Annotated in this window: 26 protein-coding genes and 1 tRNA gene; 11 read left to right on the forward strand and 16 right to left on the reverse strand. The window is 37.4% G+C overall.

Translation table 11 applies throughout. The annotated features are described in order from the left end of the window. Nucleotides 1-74: 74 nt before the first annotated feature. The 4 genes from WFN33_RS07850 to WFN33_RS07865 all read right to left on the reverse strand — a co-directional run bounded on the left by WFN33_RS07850 (nt 75) and on the right by WFN33_RS07865 (nt 3,757). Nucleotides 75-299, reverse strand: coding sequence for a helix-turn-helix transcriptional regulator (locus WFN33_RS07850; RefSeq protein WP_336952399.1), 225 nt, complete (start codon nt 297-299; stop codon nt 75-77). Nucleotides 300-407: 108 nt separating this feature from the next. After that, nucleotides 408-2,261, reverse strand: coding sequence for a DUF262 domain-containing protein (locus WFN33_RS07855; RefSeq protein ID WP_336952400.1), 1,854 nt, complete (start codon nt 2,259-2,261; stop codon nt 408-410). A gap of 78 nt (nt 2,262-2,339) precedes the next feature. Continuing rightward, a complete protein-coding gene (locus WFN33_RS07860; protein ID WP_336952402.1) occupies nt 2,340-3,293 on the reverse strand; it encodes a hypothetical protein in 954 nt (317 codons plus the stop codon). Nucleotides 3,294-3,436: 143 nt separating this feature from the next. Continuing rightward, entirely contained in the window at nt 3,437-3,757 is a 321-nt protein-coding gene (locus WFN33_RS07865) for a hypothetical protein (RefSeq protein ID WP_336952404.1), read from the reverse strand. Between the two features lie 282 nt (nt 3,758-4,039). On the opposite strand from WFN33_RS07865, the gene WFN33_RS07870 reads away from it, so the two are divergent. Then, nucleotides 4,040-4,267 (forward strand): hypothetical protein, encoded by a 228-nt coding sequence (locus tag WFN33_RS07870; RefSeq protein ID WP_004718547.1) that lies wholly within the window; start codon nt 4,040-4,042, stop codon nt 4,265-4,267. A gap of 637 nt (nt 4,268-4,904) precedes the next feature. After that, a tRNA-Thr gene (locus tag WFN33_RS07875) sits at nt 4,905-4,980 on the forward strand. 101 nt (nt 4,981-5,081) lie between these two features. Here the strand turns inward: WFN33_RS07875 and WFN33_RS07880 are convergent. From WFN33_RS07880 to WFN33_RS07890, 3 genes are all read right to left on the reverse strand, one after another. Then, nucleotides 5,082-5,900, reverse strand: a complete 819-nt coding sequence (locus WFN33_RS07880; RefSeq protein WP_336952406.1) for an SAM-dependent methyltransferase — start codon at nt 5,898-5,900, stop codon at nt 5,082-5,084. Nucleotides 5,901-5,960: 60 nt separating this feature from the next. After that, nucleotides 5,961-7,259 (reverse strand): FAD-dependent oxidoreductase, encoded by a 1,299-nt coding sequence (locus WFN33_RS07885; RefSeq protein ID WP_336952407.1) that lies wholly within the window; start codon nt 7,257-7,259, stop codon nt 5,961-5,963. A gap of 809 nt (nt 7,260-8,068) precedes the next feature. Next, nucleotides 8,069-8,944 (reverse strand): pirin family protein, encoded by an 876-nt coding sequence (locus WFN33_RS07890; protein WP_105713878.1) that lies wholly within the window; start codon nt 8,942-8,944, stop codon nt 8,069-8,071. Nucleotides 8,945-9,221: 277 nt separating this feature from the next. Between WFN33_RS07890 and ycaC the strand changes: the two genes are divergently transcribed. Together ycaC and WFN33_RS07900 are read left to right on the forward strand one after the other, a co-directional pair. Then, entirely contained in the window at nt 9,222-9,848 is a 627-nt protein-coding gene (gene ycaC / locus WFN33_RS07895; protein ID WP_004818434.1) for an isochorismate family cysteine hydrolase YcaC, read from the forward strand. 118 nt (nt 9,849-9,966) lie between these two features. Next, a complete protein-coding gene (locus WFN33_RS07900; RefSeq protein WP_004718559.1) occupies nt 9,967-10,890 on the forward strand; it encodes a LysR substrate-binding domain-containing protein in 924 nt (307 codons plus the stop codon). 66 nt (nt 10,891-10,956) lie between these two features. Here the strand turns inward: WFN33_RS07900 and ahpC are convergent, their stop codons facing one another. Next, nucleotides 10,957-11,520, reverse strand: a complete 564-nt coding sequence (ahpC, locus tag WFN33_RS07905) for an alkyl hydroperoxide reductase subunit C (protein WP_004718560.1) — start codon at nt 11,518-11,520, stop codon at nt 10,957-10,959. A gap of 220 nt (nt 11,521-11,740) precedes the next feature. Between ahpC and WFN33_RS07910 the strand changes: the two genes are divergently transcribed. After that, a complete protein-coding gene (locus tag WFN33_RS07910; RefSeq protein WP_336952409.1) occupies nt 11,741-12,076 on the forward strand; it encodes a hypothetical protein in 336 nt (111 codons plus the stop codon). A 33-nt stretch (nt 12,077-12,109) separates the two neighbouring features. Here WFN33_RS07910 and WFN33_RS07915 read toward each other — a convergent pair whose 3' ends face one another. Further along, nucleotides 12,110-12,742, reverse strand: coding sequence for a TetR/AcrR family transcriptional regulator (locus WFN33_RS07915; RefSeq protein WP_336952410.1), 633 nt, complete (start codon nt 12,740-12,742; stop codon nt 12,110-12,112). A gap of 150 nt (nt 12,743-12,892) precedes the next feature. Between WFN33_RS07915 and WFN33_RS07920 the strand changes: the two genes are divergently transcribed. Continuing rightward, nucleotides 12,893-13,357, forward strand: a complete 465-nt coding sequence (locus WFN33_RS07920; RefSeq protein ID WP_336952411.1) for a hotdog fold domain-containing protein — start codon at nt 12,893-12,895, stop codon at nt 13,355-13,357. Between the two features lie 85 nt (nt 13,358-13,442). On the opposite strand, the gene ssb is transcribed toward WFN33_RS07920, so the two are convergent. From ssb to WFN33_RS07935, 3 genes are all read right to left on the reverse strand, one after another. Next, nucleotides 13,443-14,051 (reverse strand): single-stranded DNA-binding protein, encoded by a 609-nt coding sequence (gene ssb / locus WFN33_RS07925; RefSeq protein WP_105713882.1) that lies wholly within the window; start codon nt 14,049-14,051, stop codon nt 13,443-13,445. A 51-nt stretch (nt 14,052-14,102) separates the two neighbouring features. After that, nucleotides 14,103-15,467, reverse strand: a complete 1,365-nt coding sequence (locus tag WFN33_RS07930; RefSeq protein ID WP_336952412.1) for an MFS transporter — start codon at nt 15,465-15,467, stop codon at nt 14,103-14,105. A gap of 139 nt (nt 15,468-15,606) precedes the next feature. Beyond that, nucleotides 15,607-16,689, reverse strand: a complete 1,083-nt coding sequence (locus tag WFN33_RS07935) for a DUF475 domain-containing protein (protein ID WP_171066888.1) — start codon at nt 16,687-16,689, stop codon at nt 15,607-15,609. A gap of 234 nt (nt 16,690-16,923) precedes the next feature. On the opposite strand from WFN33_RS07935, the gene tenA reads away from it, so the two are divergent. Then, nucleotides 16,924-17,592: a thiaminase II gene (gene tenA / locus WFN33_RS07940; protein WP_336952413.1), complete on the forward strand. Its 669-nt coding sequence runs from the start codon at nt 16,924-16,926 to the stop codon at nt 17,590-17,592. Nucleotides 17,593-17,750: 158 nt separating this feature from the next. On the opposite strand, the gene WFN33_RS07945 is transcribed toward tenA, so the two are convergent. Further along, nucleotides 17,751-19,580 carry a choice-of-anchor I family protein gene (locus WFN33_RS07945; protein WP_336952414.1) on the reverse strand — a complete coding sequence of 610 codons (1,830 nt, stop codon included), beginning with the start codon at nt 19,578-19,580 and terminating at the stop codon, nt 17,751-17,753. A gap of 201 nt (nt 19,581-19,781) precedes the next feature. Here WFN33_RS07945 and mdtD point away from each other — a divergent pair, with 201 nt between their 5' ends. From mdtD to dinB, 3 genes are all read left to right on the forward strand, one after another. Next, nucleotides 19,782-21,173: a multidrug transporter subunit MdtD gene (gene mdtD / locus WFN33_RS07950; protein WP_336952415.1), complete on the forward strand. Its 1,392-nt coding sequence runs from the start codon at nt 19,782-19,784 to the stop codon at nt 21,171-21,173. Between the two features lie 79 nt (nt 21,174-21,252). Further along, entirely contained in the window at nt 21,253-22,011 is a 759-nt protein-coding gene (locus WFN33_RS07955) for a glycoside hydrolase family 25 protein (RefSeq protein WP_336952417.1), read from the forward strand. Between the two features lie 122 nt (nt 22,012-22,133). Next, nucleotides 22,134-23,189, forward strand: coding sequence for a DNA polymerase IV (dinB, locus tag WFN33_RS07960; RefSeq protein ID WP_336952419.1), 1,056 nt, complete (start codon nt 22,134-22,136; stop codon nt 23,187-23,189). 41 nt (nt 23,190-23,230) lie between these two features. On the opposite strand, the gene WFN33_RS07965 is transcribed toward dinB, so the two are convergent. Further along, nucleotides 23,231-23,830 (reverse strand): alpha/beta fold hydrolase, encoded by a 600-nt coding sequence (locus tag WFN33_RS07965; RefSeq protein ID WP_336952421.1) that lies wholly within the window; start codon nt 23,828-23,830, stop codon nt 23,231-23,233. 26 nt (nt 23,831-23,856) lie between these two features. Next, nucleotides 23,857-24,498 (reverse strand): glutathione S-transferase family protein, encoded by a 642-nt coding sequence (locus tag WFN33_RS07970; RefSeq protein WP_336952424.1) that lies wholly within the window; start codon nt 24,496-24,498, stop codon nt 23,857-23,859. Between the two features lie 135 nt (nt 24,499-24,633). Here WFN33_RS07970 and WFN33_RS07975 point away from each other — a divergent pair, with 135 nt between their 5' ends. After that, complete coding sequence (locus WFN33_RS07975) at nt 24,634-25,080, forward strand: surface-adhesin E family protein (protein WP_336952426.1); 447 nt, start codon at nt 24,634-24,636, stop codon at nt 25,078-25,080. 81 nt (nt 25,081-25,161) lie between these two features. Here the strand turns inward: WFN33_RS07975 and WFN33_RS07980 are convergent, their stop codons facing one another. Then, nucleotides 25,162-25,560, reverse strand: coding sequence for an OsmC family protein (locus WFN33_RS07980; RefSeq protein WP_336952428.1), 399 nt, complete (start codon nt 25,558-25,560; stop codon nt 25,162-25,164). Nucleotides 25,561-25,603: the final 43 nt, after the last annotated feature.

Consider the following 25,603-nt stretch of genomic DNA (forward strand, 5'->3'; position numbering starts at 1 on the left):
TCCGAAATTTAGATAGGTAATTGATGATGTATATAATCTACTAAAAATAAGGGAGCTTTCGCTCCCTACCTTTATCAAATTTGTATCTTATCTTCAATCCATTGATGGATTTCCAAAGCCACCCAACCAATACATGATTCACTCAAGCGAACTGGTTTAGGAAATGTTGGATCATAATATTTTGAATTTGCATTGATCATTTCATAGATTTTTGCACGACTGATGCTTGTGAATTGAATAACCTCTTTAATGTTAATAATTTGATTCATTTGAAAAGTTTGACCTGTGAACGCATTCATGATGTTTAACCTGAATCATTTTTTTAAGTAGATAAGCAATAGGGGCAAGTGTAATCCATTCAGATTGCCGACTTCACTTATTACCCTTATCTTCTTAAACTTTAATATTTATGCATCTACTGTATCTTTGTGTTCTACTAAAAATTGATATTGATCAAGTCGTTGATTGTTGAAACACCATACGTCTAAGGCTAGATCTAACATAATTTTTTGACGGTCAATGATGGCTTGTTTTGACCATTTTTCGAAAATGTAATTTTTATGATCTTTAAAGCGATTAATTGCAGTATTTTTGCCTATGTTAAATTGGTGATCCAGCAAGTTCACGGTTAATAGATTAGATTTTGCATATTCTTGCTGCTTCTGCTCAAACCAATTATTAGTTGTTAGGTCATTCATTTTGTTGATAGCTTGGTTAATCACACTTTCAAGTAAAGTAACGTTGCCTAACTTATAGATAGTATTGTTATATTCAGTTTTATCCAAAAACTCTTCTGATAACACATTGTCTTTTGGTGTTTGAGGGAAAATGTGCTCAATTTCTAATTGACTGATTTGTTTAAAATTAAAATCAGTTAGACCTGCTTGAGTACGTGCCTGATTTTCTAACTGACCTAAAATAAAACGCTGACGATATTGTGGGTTATAACCATCGTGACGGATATTTAAAAATTTGAATTTTAAATTATCTAAGCGTTCTAGCACATAAGGTACTATTGTTTTTTCTACAGATTGTTGAATCTCATCTATCGTTGTTTTTCCACGGAATGAGACCACCCAATTGGCGAATGAGTATTCATTACTTTTACCTAGAATCCCCACTGTATTGGTAACAAAATAAAAGCTTTCAATTTGCTTAGCTAAATAATCAATGGCTGCTTTATCCGCTTTTTTTGATAAAGCCAAGAGCATAACCAAATGTTGTCGAGCTTTATATTTGTTAATAAAACCAATATGGGTCACATGTGGATATTCACTACCATCACTTAAGCGTTTAGTCGCATTCACTAAATCTGCATAGCGTTGTGCCATAAATTCAATTTCTTTGACTAATTCAATTGGATGTGTCTCGTACTTCAGAATAGCCTTACCTGATTTTGTGATAATCCAATTGTAGATATCATCTTCACGCAAAATACCGTTGTGATAACGTGCCATCATAAAGTAACGCAGGAAACGTAGTGGATTTTCATCTTCTCCACAGCGCAGTAAAGCCTCATTAATTTTTTTCCATGTCTCCTTAATGGTATTAAACTGACTTTCACTGGCTTGTCTAAATAGCAGATTTTTGACCAAATCCATGGCATTTAGACTTGCACCACGCTGGTTGATGGTTTCAAAAATCTTAAGTGCACTACCTATATCTTCAGATTCAATGAGCACCAAATCAATTTTACTCATGAAGTAACGTGCAAATTTGGTTAAGGCAGGTACGCCTTTTTGCAAAATATTTTCAAGATAATTATAAATTTGATTGTAAGCAGCACGCATTTTCTGAATGGATGCTGTATTTTCACCCTCGTATTTTTCTTTCAGAATGAGCGTATCTAGAAAATTCTTGCTTTCTTCGTATTGAAGTTCAAGACGAAGTAGGTATTTTTCAGTATCCAAATCAAAGCTATACAGTAAGTTATTTACCGTACTTAAATGATTCTTTTGTAGTTCGGTCAAATCTTGATTTGAAAGTAAATCTCTGATTGCACACAAGGTGAGTGTAATGGTGGTCAGACGTTGCTGGCCATCAATTACATCATACTTATTTTTGTTTTTAACAATGATAATGGAACCAATGAAATAGCTTTCTTGTTGTTCAGCATTTTCATCGTATTCATTATCTATATCTGTTAAAAACTGCTCGACTTGATCATCTGCTTTCCATACGTATTCACGTTGATAGTCAGGTACGAGGAAGAAATAGTCCTTTAATTTTTCAATCGATTTTACTTGTGCATCAATTTTCATATTTACCCCCAAATATTTTAACCACACCTTAAACGTACTGATTAACACCTAAATTATAGCCGTTTAAGCTTATTAAAATCATTTATCCTCTTTCTGAATCCTTTCTACAGTAATATATTCATTCGGAATTACGATCTGTTTCTCTATATTTTTAACTTTATATGAGATTAGGGTATTTTTACCAATACCTTGAAATAGCACTTTTACATCTTTTTTAAAAATAAATATTTGATTTTGACTAAGCTCTTTAGTTGTCGTTTTAGGTAAATCAATCAAATTGGCATAAGGCGCTTTAATATATAGGGTCGCTTTCTCTATACTTACACCAGTTTTTTGCATCGTGTACTCTAAGAACACTTTACCAATATCTCCGATAAAAAACATAGGTAAAAGTGGGGTCATAATAAGAAAAAGCGCTATTTGTATACTGCCCTTAATATGTGTTTCTAATCTCTTTAATTTGGTTTTTGCAAATTTTTTAAGATTATCACTAGCATCAGGATCGTCAATTATATCTTTTAGGTTTTCAAATTTATTGCCGAATTCTTTGATCTTCTGTCGATTAATGTAAAAAGCATAATAAAACAATGCAATAAAAGCAGATGTAACAGCGATATAAAGACTAATTTTCCAATGCAATAACAATAAACTTCGAAGGCTATATAGAAGGTATATAGATGCTCCTAATGTTAAAATGCTGATCTTTGGAAAGGGAAGTTTCTTTCCAATTCTTATATGAGGTGGTAAATATTTATCAACTGTAGTGAAAATTAGATATACCAGTGGTGTTAAAGATATACCAAAGAAAAATAACACCATGCTTAATCCAGTATAGACAATAGAACATGCTACAAAGATCAGTAAAAAAACAAGTGTATCACCAAAGCTAATCTCCGATGGGATATAACCAATGCTTAGAAGATAGGCGACTAAGCACATTATACCTATCGCAATAATAGCTTTAATGGTTGTCAGAGTCACTTCATGCCACTGACTAAAATTATTTAAAAATCTTGTTATTAGGTCATTCATTAATTATCGAACCAAATATTTATAAAGTTATTTATAGCTAACTAATCAATTATAATCTGAACTATGCTCAGTAGTTTAAATAATAGTTTATTTTTCAAAACACCCTAACTCATTAACTTATTATAGTTTTTTAAAACAATCCTTTATCTCGTCTCGGTTGGCATCACAACATCCGCAGACTGACACACCTCTTGCCACTTAATTTTAAAATCATTAATCGCTTTTTGTCGGGTTAAAGGTATCTGATAAATCGGTACACCCTTTGCATCGTCAATCATACCTTTTAACAATACCTGTTCTTTTGCAGACAATGCTTCAGGATTAAAATCAACATCATCCAACGATAAACCGTTTTGACGTAACTGCATTAACATTTCGGAGGTCTGTTCAAGTAACTGACATTCTTTAGGAGCTTCAGCATGTGCGACAGAAAAAAATAATAATAAAATACTGAATCGTTTCATTCTCAATTGTTCTAGTTTTTACTTAGCTTAGTTATACGATATTTGAGCTATTTTTTGAAGCAAATAGATACATATCCACTCAACTAAAAAGACAATTGACTATTTCAATTCCAACTTTCTTGAATTAGTATCAAGTGAAAAGAACTTCTAGCACGATTCAAAGGAGGTGAAATACAAAATAAAAATCATATAGATGTAACGTTCTCTTAAGATAATCATGATGCGGTACTTATTAGCGATTCAAACAAGTTAAAAGCATAAAACTGCTATTCGGGAGTGACAATGAATAACAGCGCCAATTATGTAAGACAAGTCAAAAATGCTAAACGTGGTGGATACACCCCAACTATTGCCAAAGATGTAAATAAGCATAAAATTCAGAAAGCTATCCAATTGATTGAGCAATGGAGAAAACTCGCAAACGAATTGAAACCCCAAATGCAAATAGATATGGCAATCACCCTAGAAGAATGCGCACAAGATCTGGATCATATTTTAAGGAGAAAATAAGTCTATATTTCAAAACTGATAAAGATTTATTGATTTAACCCCAAATACTCAAGGCTTACCCCTCCGTAAGCCTTTTTAGTCGAAAGATTAAAGCGATTACTAATCGTTGCTCTAGTTATCTTTGTTAACCTGAGTTCAATATAAAGTTCTTGATGAAATATGATACGCGGAAACGTCATCCGCAACTGTCTGAGGCAGGACTCCATTTATAAAGTGTTGTTTCTACGATTCATTGAATAAGTTGCTGGTGGCCGACGAGTTTTGCGGTGAGCAGCGATGTAGCTGCGCAAGATGGTTACCCTTGCGGAGCTTAGCTCCTCATATCGAAACAAAAGTAGGGCGAGCCGCAGGCTGATCCAGAAATTAGATGAAAGCTCAGCAAGACTCCGCCAAGATCATTGTTTTTCAATAAGTCAAAGAGATAGCTAGCTCGAGTCCATGTTTTGTTATTTTTTCTGTCTACAAATTAAAAGTGGTAAAATCCGTTTCTCTCTAAAAATCTAAGCATTCATACCGCACTGCATTATCAACTTCAAACCAATATCCGATCGCTAAGACTATAAATATTAAAGATTATTCAATTGTTTATTTTTTGGCTTGCAATCTTATAAATATTCTGTAGAATTCTCGCCACGTTGCCGGCATAGCTCAGTTGGTAGAGCAACTGACTTGTAATCAGTAGGTCCACAGTTCGAATCCGTGTGCCGGCACCATTTTTACTTAGCCTCGCTTTTTTAGTGAGGCTTTGTTGTTTTTGGCTTAGGCATTTTCTTATAATTTTTGATCTGCTTGATCTCATCACAAATAATAAAAATTATGTTTTGACCGCGCTGAGCTGTATATATCGAACGATTCCCTCTTCAAATAACCTTTGACAAAGTTTTGCGGTCATTTGTATTTTGAGCTGATCTAACCCTCCTTGCTCTGTTTTCGCTCTTGTCGCAATATATTGACTAAAGCCAGCCAATACTGCTGTGGATATATCTTCAAGCGCGATTTGTTCAAGATCATGCTGTTGCAGGGCATGATTGATTTGTGTCGCGGTCATCAGTGATTTTAAATCAACATCAGCGGCTTTAAGTAACCATCTGTATTTCATTTTTTGTTTTGAATTTAAAACTGTGTCTGAAAGCATCAACGTATGAAAACCCAAACGACCTTTTGAATTTAAAATTGGAACAACTGAATTTAAAAATAAGTTTAAATCGCTGTGGTAAGCCGCATCAATACACAACACCACATCAAAACGTGGCGTCAATAAAAGCGCATTTAAATTTAAAAAAGATTGGCAGTGAATCGCCCTAATCTGCGGGAGTTGTTTTTGAATTTTATCGACACACTGTTGTTGTAACTCAACCGCTTCTAAATCTTGAATTTGGTAGTGTTCTAACCAGTATTTTAAACTGGCACCTTGACCACAACCTAGGTCTAGTACCCGATCATGTTGTTTAAGCTGTACCGCTTGTGCAAGACGTTCAGCAAGTTGCTGACAGGCTTGAGGGTAAGAGGATGTAGCCTCATCCCAATACCCTAAGTTGGTCCAAGCACATTCAGCGTCATCTCCTAGCATTTTTGCATCGATTGCATATTTATGTTTTGGAAGTTTTTGCTGAATCGCTTGAAGCCATTTCATTTTAAATCATTCACTTATTCAGTTATGAATTCATTAAACTTTATATGAATTCACTGGGCTTTAATAGCCAAGTTGGGGAGCCACCTCAACTTTAGGTTTTAATCCTACAAATGGCAATGGTGCACCAAAAATTTCTGCGATATGCATTGCAGAAGTCACTGCAGATTCAAGAATTGGCAAACCATCACATGACCATGAACCACAATAGAATACTTTGCGGTTGGCGACTTTATGACGCGCTTGCAACTCGATGTTTAAAGCCACTGTTTCAGAATCCACCACAGCACGGGTTAAAGTCACTGTGGAAATAACTTTCTTCGGATCGATGCTGGTCACAGGACGCCAGGTTTGGAACACTGGAGATTTACCCACCAAACTTGGTTCAATCGAGTTCAGCCAAACTGTGAATTGTTGTTTGGTAAATTTGCGATCCATCATATAGCTCAATACAGCCCAATCTTTACGATTTGGTGGCATCACAGATGCATCGGTATGCATAACCAACTCGCCTTGTTCAAACTTAAATTTTTGCAATAAAGCGATATCATCAGCAAATTGTTGTTTATTTAAAAAGTTTTCTAATTTATTGGTCGGTGTTGCTACTACCACACGGTCAAATTGAAATTGCTCACCTTGTGCATTTTCAACCAGAACAACGTTACCCTGTTCCTCAACTTTGGTAATTTCAGAACCACTGTGAATATCGATATCTTCAATCAATTTATCGACAAAAGCAGGCGTTCCACCGTGTAAACGCAATAAAGCATCACCATCAGTTAATTGCTTTAAAAAGATTAAGAGTGGTTTTGCAGGCCATTCACCGATGGTTTTAGGATCACAAGTACAAATGGTATAAAGCACAGGCATCACCGCACCATGCCAAAATACTTCTTCAATGTCATGGTGATTGATAAAATCAGCAAGGGTAATGTCTTGGTTTTTAGATTTAAAAAACTGAGAGATTGCTGTTTTAAGCTGCAACATCCCTTTCACTAAACGCCAACCATACTGTTTAAGCCCTTTACGGTTATTGATAATGGGAAAATTACCAATACGGGTACGTGATGTGGTTAACCAAGTTTCAGTTTTATCTTCAAATAACCAGCTACACGCCATAAAGGTACGCACTGGAAAGGTTTTTATGCCGAGGTGTGTTGCAAGGCTCAGGGTGTTTTTCCATAAATGCTGATTCATCACGCGCAAAGGTGCATCAATTAAACCACCTTCAAACTCAATGCTATGACTATCCATACCACGACCAGGTAATGCTTCGAAGATGGTAATGTTATGACCTGCATCTTTAAGAATTCTTGCGGTGGCCAGGCCAGCCATACCACTACCAATCACTGCAATATCCAAAGTTATTATCCGTGCGTAACCATTTTTTTTATTATGAGCTATAGCCGATTAAATCGCGGTATTAAAAAGTTCCAGTTTTAACTTTTTTTGTTGGAAATTTTTTAGGAAAAATCTCCGTCCACCGTGTTTATTCAATTTTAGTCGTTTTACGCCAGAACCTTCTGCCATACACTGCTTATACTTGATTGATATTTATATATATAAAAAAATACTGTTAAAAACATATAGATAATTTAACTTTTTATAAAAAAAACATTTACAAATACCAATTTATTAATTATTATTTACACCATAAAAATGATAAACAATTCACATTTACAATAAAAACAAATAATTATGACAACAGACAATAAAAGAAACTACAGCATAAAAGGATCTCTATAGTGTGGAATAGAGATCCTTTTTTTTACTTTGAATTTGCTTTTTAAGTAAATCAATTGCACGACGTGTAAAATAGCTGCATTCAAAAAAGCCAAGGTACAGTGGATACAAATTAACCAAATGAAATATACTGTGCTTTACTTCACATTTTTAATTAATTATGATGTACAGACAACAAAATAACTAATCAAAACAAGACATACTCATCTAAAGAAAAAACTACAGCGTAAGAGAGCTTCTGTTCAATAAGAGCAAAGCTCTTTTCTTTTTTTAAATTTCTAATCTTTTGGTTCTAAAAATTTTAAATATAAAAAAAGCGGATTTTAAAATCCGCTTTTTGACTTCTCTCGATATTTCATACATGGCTGAGCTTATAGACTTGAGACGTGAAAGGTATCCGTTATACAAATACCGTTCATCAGTACCAACTAAGCTTCCGCTACAATTTCACCAAATTTGCCATTATTGAAATCGTTAAACGCTTGCACGATTTCTTCTTTGCTATTCATTACAAATGGACCATAGCCTTGGATTGGCTCATTCAATGGTTTACCTGTAAGCACCAAAAACTTAGCATCTTGCACCGCTTCAAGTTGAATTGCTGCATCACCATCTTTTTCAAACATGACAATCGAGCTATCGAGCACCTTTTGTGTACCATTGAGCAGCATTTCACCTTCTAGTACAACCACCAAAGTATTGTGGTCAACTGGCACATGAATAATTTGCTCATGACCCGCTTTAAGCTGACCATCCCAAACATTGACAGGGCTAAAGGTTGAAGCAGCACCTTGTTGTTCAGCATATTTCCCAGCAACCACACGTAAGTGGCCTGCATCATCATCAAAATGAATCACAGGAATATCTTGCGCAGAAATTGCTTGATACTTAGGTTGGGTCATTTTATCTGCCGCAGGTAAATTCACCCAAAGCTGAACCATTTCAAAGATTCCACCTTTTTCAGTGAATTCATGTGAATGGAATTCTTCATGAACCAATCCTGCGCCTGCAGTCATCCATTGCACATCACCTGTTTTAATGGTTCCACCACCACCATGTGAGTCTTTATGGGTAACTTCACCTTGGTAGGCAATGGTCACCGTTTCAAAGCCACGATGTGGATGTGAACCTACACCGTGCTGTTCATGGCTAGGTGCAAATGTATAAGGTGCTGCATAATCCAATAATAAAAAAGGACTAATCGCTTGACCTAAACGATCATAAGAAAACAAGTTTTTTACAGGAAAGCCATCACCGACCCAATGCATATTTTGATTGCGGTATACACCAATAATTCTTTTCATCTCAATACTCCTATCTCTAGGCTTTAATATGAATCCATTTTAAGTTTTTTAAAGTGATCAATACAGCAATCTACCAATACGCTGAATCCCAAATATAGGATATTCAACAGCCAAGGCTCAGCGTAGTTTTTAATCAATAATCTTATTTATGAGATTATTAATCTCAGTTTATAGGCTTAATTATCATGATTAAGCCACGTAACATGAAATCCATGCAAAATAATTTGTTTTGTATTTAAGCACAATTTAAATTTTAGTGACTTCAAGGATATAAAAAATGGGAAAACCTTACGTTCGTTTAAACAAAGATGATGCTGCGGTATTGTTAGTCGATCATCAAACTGGATTACTTTCTTTAGTCCGTGACATTGACCCAGATAAGTTTAAAAATAATGTTCTGGCACTGGCTGCTGCAGCTCAATACTTTAACCTTCCAACCATTTTGACCACCAGTTTTGAAGATGGTCCCAATGGTCCACTGGTACCAGAGTTAAAAGCACTTTTTCCAGATGCACCATATATCGCTCGCCCTGGTCAAATCAATGCTTGGGACAATGAAGACTTTGTCAAAGCAGTAAAAGCAACAGGCAAAAAACAACTGATTATCGCAGGTGTTGTCACCGAGGTTTGTGTTGCATTTCCGGCACTTTCTGCCCTAGAAGAAGATTTTGAGGTCTTTGTCATCACCGATGCTTCTGGAACATTTAACCCGCTGACACGTGACTCAGCTTGGGATCGTATGAGCAATGCAGGCGCGCAATTAATGACTTGGTTTGGTGCCTCTTGTGAGCTGCATCGTGATTGGCGTAATGATATTGAAGGTTTAGGTACGCTATTTGGTAACCATATCCCTGACTATCGTAACCTGATCAATAGCTACACTCAAAATACTTCTCAGAAATAAGACAATGATTTAAGCGAGAAATGTAATCTTTTGCATTTCTAGCTTTTATTGGTACAAATTTTAAAATATTTTCCTATTAATGATACTATTTAATCATCAACACACTTGAGATGAAGCTGTGCACTCTTTTGATGACTACTATTATTTCTATCTGGTGGTAAAGCATGGTGGATTTAGTGCTGCCAGTGAAGCCAGTAATATCACCAAGTCTAAACTGAGCCGACGTATTCTGGATTTAGAAGCTAAATTTAATGTGACCTTGATTCAACGCTCAACCCGACATTTTAAAGTCACACCACTCGGACAAGAGTTTTTTGAGGAATGTGCAAAGATTATTGAACAAGCCGATAATGCTCAGAATGTCTTATTAAAACAAGAAATTGAATTACAGGGACTGATTAAAATTAGTTGCCCACCGGTGATGATGGAACATCAAATTCGACCAATTCTAAATCAGTTTTTAAAAAAATATCCTAAAGTTCGGGTTGAATTGGCACTCACCAGTCGACGTATCGATGTGCTGCATGATGATATTGATTTGGCCATTCGTACTAATTTTTCAAGCAATGAAGACTCCAGTATTATCGTTAGAGATGTAATTAAAACCACGCACTGTTTAGTGATTAGTCCTGAACTTTTAGGCGATCGTGAAATCCAACATGTTACAGAACTTTGTGAATTTCCAACCATTGTATTAGGTACAGATAAACAGCACTATCATTGGCATTTACATCATATTCAGCAACGAGAAGAAATCGATATTCCATTACAGCCTCGAGTCAAAAGTAATGACTTAATGGGTGCGTATTATGCAGTACTCGATGGCTTAGGTATTGCCGATCTTCCCTATTTAACGGTAGAACGAGACATTGCTTCAGGGCGTTTAATCCATCTGTTACCAGAGTGGTGTTCCAATATTGGTGTTGTACAGTTGGTTTATGCATCTCGCAAAGGTCAACGCTTAGTCATGGAAAAGTTGATTGAAGATTTAGTCGATGGTATTCGTGCCTACGCACCTAAACACGATGGTTATATTTTATAAAGCCAATCGAACCATAAAAACCAGAAGTTTAACTTCTGGTTTTTCAATTTTAATTCTATGCAATGATTAGATTTTACCGATCAGATCAATTGAAGGTGCAAGTGTTGCATCGCCTTCTTTCCATTTTGCTGGACATACTTCGCCTGGGTGTGCGTGTACATATTGTGCCGCTTTCACTTTACGCAGTAATTCTTGTGCATCACGTCCAATACCACCGGCATTGATTTCAATAATTTGAATTTTACCTTCAGGATCAATCACGAAAGTGCCACGATCTGCAAGGCCTTCAGCTTCAATCAACACTTCAAAGTTTTTTGCCAAAGCCCAAGTTGGATCACCCACCATTGGATATTGGATCTTTTTGATTTCATCTGAGTTGTCATGCCATGCTTTATGGGTAAAGTGTGTATCGGTAGACACTGAATAAATTTCTACGCCCATTTTTTGGAATTCAGCATAGTTATCTGCAAGATCGCCTAACTCTGTTGGGCAGACAAAAGTAAAGTCAGCAGGATAGAAAAATACCACAGACCATTTACCCAAGAAGTCTTTTTCAGACACTTCGATAAATTCACCATTTTTATATGCCGTTGCGTTAAATGCTTTAACTTCAGTATTGATCAAACTCATGTGGTCTTTCTCCAATAGATTTCAGGGATTGCTTATCTGTGGAATCACTATACGAAATATTATTGAATCGGTAAAACTGGAGTTTTTAATAAAAATAATCGGTTTTATGGATTTATCTTTCCAATCTGTTGCCTTGCTTTGATCGAAAATATTATTTCAAACTTTGCTTGACCTTTCGCCTTTTACTCTATAGATTTTCTTTTTGAGTGGACTTTAAAAAATGACGTTCTCAATTCTTTTGGAGCAATTCCAAAACCTTCCTTTTGGTACAGATGCTTTTAAACAACTGAAAATAAACTGCGAATCTCAAATTGCTCATTCTGAGGCTGATTTTGAGAAAACGGCGATTTTTATGATTTATGGTTTTGCCAAAAACTATGTCTTACTTTATGAAGATCAAGCCATTACTGCTGAATTTGCAGCAAAAGCGAAAAACCAATTGCTAGGCTATATGCAGCAACTCGACACAGCAATCCAGACTCAAAATAGTGCAACAATTCTTAATCACTTAGATCAAGTCACAGCGCACTATATGCAAAGCTCACGAATTTTTTAATCACAGTATCCGTAATTTAACCAGCTTGGTTATTTAGCCTTGTTGCTGATATACGCTTTCTAAACTGCACCAAGCCGCATGTGCCAATGCTGCTTGGTAAACTTTTGGCGTGGCTTTCACTTTACCTGACAACCATGCCCGACAATAACTTTCTGTCGATCCAACCATAAATGACAATAATAATTCATGGGGAATGTTCTTGATCACCCCATAATCGGGTTGTTGCTTCATCCAAGCCAATAAGTGTTGATTACGTAAATGATTCTGCTGTTTTAGCTGATCCCGCTGAATACTTTTAGAAATACTAAAATTGGCAGCATATAAAAATCTTGCAAAATCTGGATAATCCATGACCCAATCTATATAGCTTGCTGTCATCACTTGAATACCCTGCTGTAGACTTTGTGCAGACAATAATGCTTGATCACGGCGTTCCGCTTGGTCTTCTATGGCTAAAATATACAGGGCTGCCACTAAACCTTCTTTATTTTTAAAATGGTGGTAAATCGCCCCCACACTGGTTTGTGCACGTTCACGGATCATTTCTATTGTTGTTGTTTCAATCCCATGTTCTAAAAAACAAGCTAATGCTTCCGTTAAAATCACCCGTTTTAATTCTGCACGGCGCCCACTATAACGACGTTCCAACAAACTTTGATTATTCATCTACAGCCTTTGATTTTATTTAAGCATTTTCTATATGACATTTTACGCGATTCAAATCGTCTGTCGAGCCAACAACAGAATTTAATTCTGTATTAGAATAATATTCTGCAAACTAAATAATATTCTGTAAACTAAATAAGGAATACAACAATGAGCCAAACCCTAAAACTGTGGAATAGATTTAAAAATAAGCCTGCTGGCAAATGGACATTTTCAAAATTATTGTGCTTAAAAGCACCTTATTTCAGCAGTATCTCACCTGTTTTTGAACGACTTGAAGCGAACTATGCTGAAATTAAAATCAAAAAACACCGTGCTGTTCTCAATCATATTGGTACAGTCCATGCTATTGCCATGTGTAATATGGCTGAACTTGCTGGCGGAACCATGACTGATGTAACCGTGCCTTCCTCGCATCGTTGGATTCCCAAAGGGATGACGGTTGAATATTTAAAGAAGGCTGAAACTGATTTAATTGCGATTGCCACGCCTGTTGAAAGCAATTTTCAGTGGAATCAAGGTAGTGATTATTTGGTCAATGTGGAGGTTAAAAACATGCACAATGATCTGGTATTTAAAGCTGTGATTACCATGTGGGTTTCAGCAAAAAAGTGATTGTCTAAAACCAAATCATGAGGTTCATAAAAAAAACCCTTTGTTTTCACAAAGGGTTTTTGATCAAGCTTGACCGTTTTATCAATTAAAACGGTAAGTCATCATCTAAATCCGCAGGGGCAGCAGTAGGTGCTGATGGTGTAGCTGCAGGTTTAGGCGATTGAAAACCTTGATTTACGTTGTTTCCGCCATTGCCATAGCCACCTTGTGGATTGGCATTGCCGTAACCACCACCTTGATTACCTTGATTCGCATAACCGCCACCACCTTGGTTGTTGTTAAAACCACCTTGCTGATTGTTATTGAAACGTGGTTGGTTATAACCACCATTGTCAGCAGCAGCGCCTTCACCTTGTTGACGGTTGTTGTCAAGCATCTGCATTTGTTCGCCACGAATTTCAGTGGTATAGCGCTCTTGACCATTTTGATCCGTCCACTGACGGGTACGTAAAGAACCTTCAATATAAACTTTTGAACCTTTACGTAAATACTGCTGTGCAATCTCACCTAAACGGTTGTGCAATACAATACGATGCCATTCCGTTTGTTCTTTTCTTTCACCGGAATTTTTGTCTGTCCAAGATTCACTTGTCGCAATTGAAAATTGAGTGAGAGAACCCCCATTTGGGAAAGTTTTAGTCTCAGGATCACGACCTAAAGTACCAACTAAAATAACTTTATTTACACCACGCATTAGATGTTATCTTCCTATTCGATTCTATGTTTTACTTTATAAGAGTTATGTTTAAATGGCTACCTCTTTCCCAAACAACTGCGTTAAATGTTGTCGCGCAGCATCATCAATTTGCTGTTTATCAACTTTTATATACGCAACTTGCTGGTCAGACATAACCACAACTTCCTCAATACCACGAATTGACAACAACTGAGAAGTCCAATTATCGGTTTGTTTATCCTCAGGCAATCGTAATACGATTGATGTTAAATATCGTGGTTGAGCTAGCCCAAAACTAATGAGCAACCAAAGTATAGCAATAGCTGATAAGACACTCCAACCCATTGTTGTATTATTGAGCAAAATTAATTGCCCACCAAGTGTCCCACCAAAAAAAGCCCCTAAAAATTGAGCACTTGCATTGACGCCCATCGCTGTTGCTTTGGATTGAATCGGCGCTGCTTTAGACAGCCATGATGGGAGTAATGCTTCCATGACATTAAAGGCAATAAAGAACAATCCAAGGCCTAACAACAAGACATATTTGGATTCATAACCAAAAATCAGAATGACTAATCCTGCTATAATTCCCGCAATTGCCGTTAGAAAAATGCTGCGCATTTTACGGTATTTTTCAGCCAGAATAATGCTCGGAAATGCAAAGAACAGACTGATGACCAACAAAGGCAAGTAAACAATGCCATGTTGCGCCAAAGGGATCCCAGCAAAATTGATCAATTGAGAAGGCACATAAACAAACATTGCGGTAAGCAATAAGTGCAACGCAAAAACTGAAACATGCAGACGATTCAGATCGCCCATTTTTAAGACTTGTTTGAGCTGATGCAGATAACCTTGTTTAAAGTTTTTATGATGACGGGTGGTTTTAGGCACCATAAACAACATGAGAATTGCCAATAACCCCATAATTGTTGTTACCCAGAATAGCCCTGAAATCCCCACCAAACTGGTGAGCCAAGGTCCTAAACTAAAAGCTACAACAAAAGACAAACCGATACTCATGCCCATCACAGCCATGGCTTTGGTTCGATTCTCTTCACGGGTGACATCAGCCAGCAAAGCCATAACAACCGCAGATACAGCGCCAGCTCCAGCAATCGCACGGCCAATAATGACCCCATAAATGGTTTCAGACATTGCCGCAACAGCACCACCCAAAGCAAACAGCAGTAAGCCAAAAATAATCAAAGGTTTACGACTAAAACGATCTGCCCATAAGCTAAAAGGAATTTGCAGAAGTGCTTGGCTGAGGCCATAGACACCGACCGCTAAACCGATCAAAGCAGGTGTTGCATACTGATAGGACTGACCAACCACCGCAAACACAGGGATAATCATGAACAACCCCAACATGCGTAAAGCAAAAATACTACTTAATGCAAAGGTCGAGCGGCGTTCTAAAGGATTCATCATATCTACTGGCTTATCAAAACTGGCGAGCTAATTATCAAACACATCATCGCATATTGTGGCAACTTTGTGGAAACATTGAGCATAAAAAAGAGCACTGTTAAAGTGCTCTTGTATTGTAATCTCTTTTCTTAAAAAAGGATTAACTCTGTTGTTCAATTCGCTTGTTATATTGAATTGATGCAATGACTGCCCAAACAATAAATGCAACACCAATCAAACCCGTTACCACTTCAGGTACATGTAAACCTGTACCACTCGCAATCATGATAAATGCCAAAGCACCAATGGCATAATGCGCACCATGCTCAAGGTAGATATAGGCATCAAGTGTACCTTTATCGACCAAGTAGATTGTCATTGAACGAACAAACATCGCACCAATAGCTAAACCAAGCATAATAATGACAACATCAGAGGTAATCGCAAATGCACCGATTACGCCGTCAAAACTAAAGGATGCATCTAATACTTCTAGGTAAATAAAGCCACCAATACCAGCTTTGATGACACCTGTAGGTGCACCATTGGCATCATGACCCACAGCATTGCCGTCTTCATCTACTTCTGGCTCGCCACCTAGTAGATGACTGAGTACTTGTACACCGATATAAATCACGATGCCCCAAATACCTGCCATTGTGACCACAAGGCGTTTCGCTTCATCTACATTTGCAGCCATAATCAGCAATGCAACTAGAGCAAGGAATACCGACATTGCGGGTACATTGGCTAAGTTGGCTAAACGCTTTTCAATCCATTTAAACCAATGGGTATCTTTACCTTCATCCAAGAAAAAGTTTAAAAATACCAACAACAAGAATGAACCACCAAAAGCGGCGATTTCAGCATGATGTGCCAATAATTTTTCTGAGTATTGAATTGGATCATTTAATGCCATTTTCACAACATCAAACATGCCCATATCCGCTGTGACTGCAACAATCACAACCGGAAATACCAGTCGCATACCAAACACAGCAATCAAAATACCAACGGTTAAAAAGATCATTTTCCAGAAATGATCCCAATTACGCAGTACAGATGCATTTACAACAGCATTGTCAAAAGACAGAGACACTTCCATAACAGCAAGAATTGCCGTAATGGTCAGTGCAGAGAGCATGGCTTGCACGCCTGCATTTGGACCATGGGTAAAGCCCCAATATGCAGAGATTGCCAAACACACGATCGTAAAAAATATTGAGAAACCAAAATGTTTCATCATGGGAATTCGACCTACGGAGAATAGTTTTTGAATCAGAAAACTGAAATAAAAATCGCGTTTTTAATGCGCACATTATGACGACTTTTTCACATTTATCCAAAGTTCTTTGTCATATTTTTATGCAAATACAATCGAATTTTCTGCATTCAAATACCTAAAGCAATTTAGAGTTGCTATAGTCTTGCAAACTGAAATCATTTTATAACTTGAATCATTGCATAGGAAAACGGCATGTCTTTTTCTCAAGACGTTTGGCAACGTAATCTTGCTTTATATAACAAAACTTTAGCGCTTCCATTTAACCAAGAACTTGCGACAGGCTCATTAAACAAGGAAGCTTTTTGTCATTATGTGATTCAGGATGCGCATTATCTGGTGGCATATGGTCGTGCATTGGCTGTCTGTGGTGCAAAAGCATTTGATGCTGACGATATCATCCAATTTACCCAAGGTGCGAAAGAAGCGATTGTTGTAGAACGTAGCCTACACGATGGATTTATGAAAGATTTTGGGATTAGCAAAGCTGACTTTGAGAATACCCCGCTTACCCTTGCCTGCCATCACTACACGACTTTTTTAACTGCGACGGCTTGGTCTGAAAGCTATCCTGTGGTTTTGGCTTCGTTACTGCCTTGCTTCTGGATTTATGCAGAAGTTGGTAAAGATATTGTGAGTAAATCTATTGCCAATAATCCATATCAAGCATGGATCGATACTTATTCAGGTGAAGAATTTAACCAAGCAGTTAAAAATGTTTTAGCAACGATTGACCGTATTGCAGAACATTGCGATGCAGATACCCTTGAGAAAATGCATAAAGCCTATACCAAAGGTGCTGAATTAGAATGGTTGTTCTGGGATAGCGCTTATCATCAAAGACAATGGTTAGGCTTAGATTAGTAATACAATTTTATTGAAAATTGATGATGTTATATAAAGATGAATAATTCATCTACTTTATGTGTCTTATCTACAACTATCCCTTATAAAACTGAGGGATAGCCTCAATAAAAAGAGTGCCAAAGCACTCTTCACTCGCAACAGAATACACTAAAATGCTATTTTAAGTTAATCTGATAAATTGCTGTACTGCCACTGACTTCATTGCCCACTATCAACATAGGCTTTGCATTTGGTGAATCTTTGGCAGAGACAAACGTCAGCCCTTCAGGACCTAAATCACTTTTCTCAATCAGAATCTGCTTGCCATCCTTGTTTAAGATTGGCTGACCTTTGGCATCTTTATAAACCTGATCCTGTTTAAAAGTACGATTATTAAAATACTGTATAAACACAGGCTTTTCTGGATTGCTAATATCGTATACCATTATCCCACTTTGGCGCTCTAAGCCGATAAAGGCAAAGGTTTTTTTGCCAATCGTACCCAGCGCTAAACCTTCAGGCTCAGGCCCTTTATTGTCACTTCGGTCATCAAAAGCCACCGCTTCATGATCACTATTAAAATAATTTGGAAATAGCTCAGCAACTTTACGCTCAAACTCACTGCCTGAATCCCAAACTAACTTGCCTTGTGCATCCCATATACTGAAAGAACGCGCGCCATAGCTATAAAGTTTGCTATAGGTCAATAATCCATTGGCATCCAATTTTGGTGAGCCATCCGTGTTGGTTTGATAACCCATATTCCAAGCAATGTTTAAACGTCCTAATTGTGTATCATCACGGCACATGCTTGGATCAGTCGCTGTTGCACCACAATAGGCAAAAACCGTTGCATCTAGTTTGGCACCTTTTACACCTGTTGCAAGATTGACTAAGTGTGCGGGATAATCACCTTTGTTATTGAAACCTTTGACATTAAACAGATGTTTCATTCGAATTGCTTCAACAAAACCTTGGCTTTGATCTCCTGCATAGTACGCTTTTGAGTCTTTTAGCCATTCACGTGAATCACCTTCATTGGCGGTGACTAAATAACTCGCCCCATTGGCTTGATAATGGGCAATTGAATCAGGTTGATACATCCCCACCAAACCTGGCCAAGTTTGGATGTTAATTTTTCCATCTTTATCACTGACATCTAGTGCATTGTTAGCAAGCCCATGATCTTTATAACCTAATGGAAAAATATCAGTCACTTTTTTAGCAACGATATCAATTTTGGCAATGGCATTATTTTCTTGTAAGGTCACCCAAGCGGTTTTCCCATCATTGCTGATGGTGATGTATTCAGGCTCTAGATCTTGAGCCACCGTCGCTTTAGGACCAAAAATGCGTACACCCGATTTAATCAAATCGGCTTTTTTATCATTAAACGCTTTAAAATCGGCAAGGCTAGCGGTTGGTCGTTGAATATTGCTAATATCAATAATGCTGATTGAACCTTCAGGATCGATACTATAGTCATCATTCGGTTCCGCCTCATTTGCCACCAAAACAGTTTTACCATCTGGACTAAATGTCAGCATATCAGGTAAAGCACCAACTTCGACTTGACTAATCAATTTCAAATCTTTGGCATTAAAAAAAGCCACAATACCTTTATCTGTTTTTTGTTTGGCTTGAACAGCAAGTGCCACAATGCCATTTCTAATCGCAACTGAATTTACTTCAGAATCAGCTAAAGCTTCACGAGCCGAAAGCTCACCAATATGCACAGGCGTTTCTGGTTTAGACACATCTAACACATCAACCAAACCGTTTTTAGCATTGACCACAAATACCCGTTTTGTTGTTGCATCATATGCGGGAATCTCTGCTGCACTTTCAGCAAAAATACCCGTTTCATAACGCCCCAGTAAGCTTAAATTAATGCTTTCAGGTGTGCTTTCTTCAACCGTTGGCGCTGTTGTTTTATGATCATCATTACATGCCACTAAACCCACAGAAAGCATTGCTAAACACAATGCTGAAACTTTTATGTTCATAAACAGCCCATTTTTTGTTTAATTTGGCTTAATGTATTCATCACGGGTGTAAGTTCCATGACAAGCAGATTACAGTTTTATGGCAATTTCTTGAACATTCAATTGGGTATTGCGCCTGATTCAATATAAAGCAACGATTTCATACAGATTTAGTCAGATGATTGTTTTAAAATATTCACAAAATGGGATTATTTAAGTTCTATGACGACTACGCCATCGCACAGTAAACTCCAACCTAAATTCTATTTATTGGTTTTTTTAGTTTCGATCGGCTTTTTCATGCAAGGCTTAGATACCACGATTATCAATACCGCTTTGCCTGCGATGGCAGAAAGCCTGCAAGAAAATCCATTAAAAATGCATGGCATCGTGATTAGCTATGTCTTGGCAGTTGCTGCATGTATTCCTTTAAGTGGTTGGTTGGCAGATCGCTTTGGGGTACGAAATATCTTTTTTGCAGCGATCGTGATTTTTACCGCTGCCTCATTGGGCTGTGCACTGTCCAATGACTTCAATCTGCTTATTGTATTTCGAGTTATTCAAGGTATCGGTGGCGCATTACTGGTTCCAGTCGGGCGACTCGCCATGTTAAAAATCATCCCTCGTGAGCAGTTTCTTTCTGCAATGAGTTTGATGAGCTTAGCAGGCTTACTCGGTCCATTAATGGGCCCGATCTTAGGCGGTTGGTTGGTCGAATATGCGTCTTGGCACTGGATTTTTCTGATTAATTTACCCATCGGTATTTTAGGCACTTTTGTCACCTTTAAAGCCATGCCCAATGTAAATGAAGCATCGGTAAAATCCTTTGATTTCAGTGGCTTTATCCTATTGGCAATCGCAATGGTGGGAATGGCTTTAGGGATTGAAAATATTGCTAGCAATGAAATCTCCAGAAGCCTGAGCTTAGGCTTACTTTTCGCAGGGATAATCTCAGCATTGGTCTATGCCTATCATGCCCATACCCATAAAAATGCATTGTTTCGTAGTCGACTGTTTAAAAATAAAATCTATACCATCGGTGTACTCGGTAATTTCTTTGCGCGCTTTGGTGGAAATGCGGTTCCTTTTATTTTGCCACTGATGCTTCAAGTCGCCTTTAAAATGGAACCTTTTATGACTGGGGTAATGATGACCCCAATTGTACTTGGTTCATTATTTTCTAAACCCATCATTCGCCCGATTCTACAACGTACTGGTTATCGTCCATTTCTACTGGTTAATACCTTATTGATCGGTGCATGTATTGCCAGTTTTGCCTTACATACAGCAGATACTCCGACATGGTTAGGTGTAGTGCATTTCTTTATTTTTGGTGTACTCAACTCATTACAGTTTGTGACCATGAATACCCTTACGCTTAAAGATCTCCCACAACAGGACGCCAGTAGTGGGAATAGCTTTTTATCGATGATTATGATGTTATCAATGAGTATTGGGATTGCTTTGGCAGGTACTTTACTCAATGCATTTACAGGCTATTTTAGTGAAGCACATATAACACAAGCATTTCACTATACTCTGATTTGCTTAGGTGCGATTAACATCATTACGGCGTTGATATTCTTTCAAATTCCCAAAGATGCGCAAATTTAAGTGTTGCAATTTTTATTCAGCCATCGTTTTTTAGAACCAAAGCACGTTAAACTGATCCATCTGGATATTTAAAAAAACCATGTCAAAATACGCTGCGAAAAAACACAAACAGCAAAAAATCACTCGCAATAGCTCAGTTTTAGCGATCGCACTTTTCTGCTGCGTCATATTCGGGACTTTGTTTTTTGTTCATAATAATACTGCCTTGGCTGAAGCCTATCCGATTAAAGGTTTCGATGTATCACATCATCAAGGTGATATTGATTGGAAAAAAATCTCTCCCCAGCACTATCAGTTTGTCTATCTCAAAGCCACTGAAGGTGGCGATTATCAAGATGATAAATTTCAGCAGTATTGGTTAGAAGCACGTGAACGTGGTATGCGCGTGGGGGCTTATCACTTCTTTCGTTTATGTCGTGATGGTGACATTCAAGCACAGAATTTTATTAAAACGGTGCCAAATAAAAGTAATGCCTTGCCCCCTGTGATGGACTTGGAATATGACAGCAGTTGTATAAACACCTATACCAAAGAACAATTAATCAAACACATCAAAAGTATGCATGATCAATTGCAAAAGCATTACGGTAAACAACCGATTTTTTATACCTCTAAAATCTTTTACAACATGGTACTCACAGGTGAGTTTAAAGATACACCGATTTGGATTCGTGAATATAAAGATAAGCCTGATTTAAAAGACCAACGTGCATGGACATTTTGGCAACAGAGCAACCAAGGCAAAATTCAAGGCATCGAAAAAAATGTCGATTTAAATGTATTTTATGGTGATGCAGAACAATGGCAGCAGTTTTTACAGAAAAATAAGTTGAATTAAGCGCAATCAAGATCTTTCATGACATAAGCTGTCGCATATTCTTTACAAAATTTAAATTCATCAATAGAAACAAATCAAGATCGGTTAGAATAATCACACAGCGTTTCAACACTGTGTAATTCATGAGAAAAATCATCCATATTGACATGGATGCATTCTATGCATCTGTAGAGCTACTCGACCGTCCTGAATTAAAGCACTTGCCTGTAGTGATTTCATCACATCATCCTCGGGCTGTGATTGCTGCTGCATCCTACCCAGCGCGTCAGTTTGGGTTACGCTCTGCCATGTCGATGTCACAGGCAAAAAAACGTTGTCCTCAGGTCTATGTGATTGAACCGAACTTTGAAAAATATCGCGATGTTTCTATAAAAATTCATGAAATTTTTCAGAAATACACTGCGCTGATCGAACCTTTATCTTTAGATGAAGCTTATTTAGATGTCACTGAAAATTTACAAAATATTCCCAGTGCAACTGAAGTGGCGGAACGAATTCGAGCTGATATTTTTCAACAAACAGGGCTTACGGCTTCGGCTGGCGTAGCACCGAATAAATTTCTTGCCAAAATTGCCTCGGACTGGAATAAACCCAATGGCATTTGCATCATTAAACCGACCCAAGTTCAACATTTTATCCATGATTTACCCCTGAAAAAAATTCCCGGTGTTGGTAAAGTCACTCAGGAAAAACTGAAAAGCTTAAACTTAGAGACTTTGGGGGATTTACAAAAAATTGAAGAAAATATACTGATCCATCATTTTGGCAAATATGGCAGACAGTTGTTTTTATATGCCCAAGGTATTGATGATCGTCCAGTACAAGCTGAACGACAACGTCAGCAAATTTCCAAAGAAACCACATTTGATGATGATCTCAGCCTTGAACAGTGCTCAATCTATTGGGACAATTTAATTGAACGTGTTTGGCTCAGTTTAGAAAAAAAACACATGCAGGCTCGCGGTGTCACCGTTAAGTTAAAACTCAAGAATTTTCAGGTTTTACAGCACAGTAAAAGTTTTAAAACCGCACTTCAATCACAACAAGAAATGGTTCAGGTCATTCAAATATTATTAAGCGAAATGCAAATTCCTGAGCATTTCCAATTCCGTTTAATCGGAGTCGGTTTGTATCAACTGACAGATCAGCAAGATGAAGCACAATTGTCATTATGGTAAACATAAATGAAAAAGACATGTGCGACTTCAGCTTAAATCTTTTACTTTATATCAGAAATAAAATCGTGAATTAATCTGGCCACTTGATTTGCGTGTACATTGGCCAAATCATGTTCCCCTTGTTCAATGATATGCAATCTGGAATGCTGGATTTTTTCATGCAAATATTTACCCACGCCCACAGGGCTAATGGGATCTGCATCGCCCCACAGCAACAGGACTGGGCACGCTATTTTATATAATAAATCATCTAAATGGGCTTGATGATTGACAAACCAATTGGGCACTGCAAATGTTTGCTGATAATCCCCTCGCCAATCGGCAACCTGAAAGGGGCTTAAATCAATTCCACCAGAGCTTGCAACCAAAACCAAAGCGTTGATCAATTCAGGTTTTTGTAATGCTGCTTGAACTGCAAAAATACCTCCCATAGATTGAGCAATCACAATGCAGGGCTGTTGAATTTGGTCGAGAATATAACCCTGTAAATCGTCAAAACTATGAATATACGGATGCTCTGGATACCCAGCAAAACTTGGATAGGCCATCACTGTTTTTTGATGTTCGGCTGAAAGCTGCTGTATAACAGGTTGCCAAAACGCTGTACTTCCCGATGCGCCTGGTAAAAAAATTAAATGCATTAAGCCATCCCCTTGATATACAAAATTTAATCATCACTCTTTAGTTTAGCGCGTTGAAAAGCAGGACGCTGCTGAATTCGTTCAGCATACGCAGCCAGTCGAGGAGTTTTATTTTTGGTTCGTTGTTGCATGGCAATCACAGGAAAACTCATTTGAATGTCGGCAAAAGAAAACTCACCTGCGGCATAGTCATGTTGACTAAAATAATCTTCCAAAAAGGCTGCATGTTCTTTTAAACGAGGATTGCTAAAGCCACCACGGACACCTTCTGAAATTTTCTTTGCAATAGGACGAATTAAAAAAGGAACATGTTTTGGTATATTGGTCATCACCAATGTCATAACAAGATAAGGCATTAAAGAACCTTCGGCATAATGCATCCAGTAGTTATATTGCATTAAGTCTTTAGGATTCTGAGGCTTAAACTGATTTTTTGTATCATAGGTCGCCTGAAGATAATCTAAAATCACAGCAGACTCTGCAATGGTCAGGTCACCATCGGTCAATACAGGTGACTTTCCAAGCGGATGAACTGCTTTTAACTCAGGGGGTGCAGCAAAAGTAGGTAAGCGTTTATAGTACTTAATCTGATATTCAAGCCCTAGCTCCTCTAAAGCCCAAATAATACGGAGTGAACGAGATTGATCAAGGTGATGTAATGTAATCATTGTATTGCCTCAGTTTTTATTCTTCGACTATAAATTGATCTCAACTTTTCAACAATTCTATTACTGTATTTAAATCATTTTTTTATCAACTTTGTTTATACTCTAGCTTCAATATTGGTTATTCTGAGAATAAAAATGAAGTCACTTACCCCATTAATTTTCTTCTTTATTTGTTCAAATCTATATGCATATCAACCCAAGCTTATGTTACTGGGAGCTCTTGAGAATAAGGGAGAGTCCTTTATTGATGTAAATGCACATCAAAAAATTCGTGATTCGTTTAAGCAAGCTGTTATCTATGAAAAATATGCCCATCCTATAAAAGATGAGCAAGGTGTAACATATCAATCTGTTATTAAACAACTTATTGTGGATTGCACAGGAAAAACTATCGCCATTCGGGGCGCTGATTACTTTATAGGAAAAACCTCAAACAGCACATTAGTGAAAAAATTTGATGACATTACGTTGAGCCATGATGGTGAAACGGGGGCAGCTTTTTATTCCTTTGACGACTTAGAGTTTAAAGCGTTGAATCAAAATAAATTCTATAACAAGATTTATGTAAACACCTGTAAATAATCAATAAAAAATTGCATAATCTTACTGATAGAAAAAAAGATATTTTGTTTTTATACAAAATATCTTTTACATAGCCGTTTTTTAGATAATCGTGGTATTGATTTCCACACTACGCAATAAAGTCTTGGTCACTGGGGTTTTTTGGCAAATGTCTAACACTTTTTGATGCACCGCTTCAGACAACGGAGTCGCAAAAGACAAGCGACGCTCGACCCATTCTTTCCCCTCTTTATTGGCATTAAAATCAGCTTCAACTGTAAACTCACCCAAATCAAGCCCTTTGTGTTGAGCATACATACGCAAAGTAATCATGGTACAAGAAATTAAACCTGAACAAATAAAATCATAAGGCGCTAAGCCCTTGTCTTGCCCACCGAATGATTCTGGTTTGTCGGTAATCAGTTGATGTTTTCCACTCACCACCTCACCTGACCATGGTTCTGGATAGGTTTTTACCTTTGCATTTGCAATAATTGCCATTTTATTTTCCTTTAATCTTTAAATTTTTAGTGAATGCCAGTTT

This window comes from Acinetobacter sp. AS167 (assembly GCF_037152175.1).
Classification (GTDB): Bacteria; Pseudomonadota; Gammaproteobacteria; order Pseudomonadales; family Moraxellaceae; genus Acinetobacter.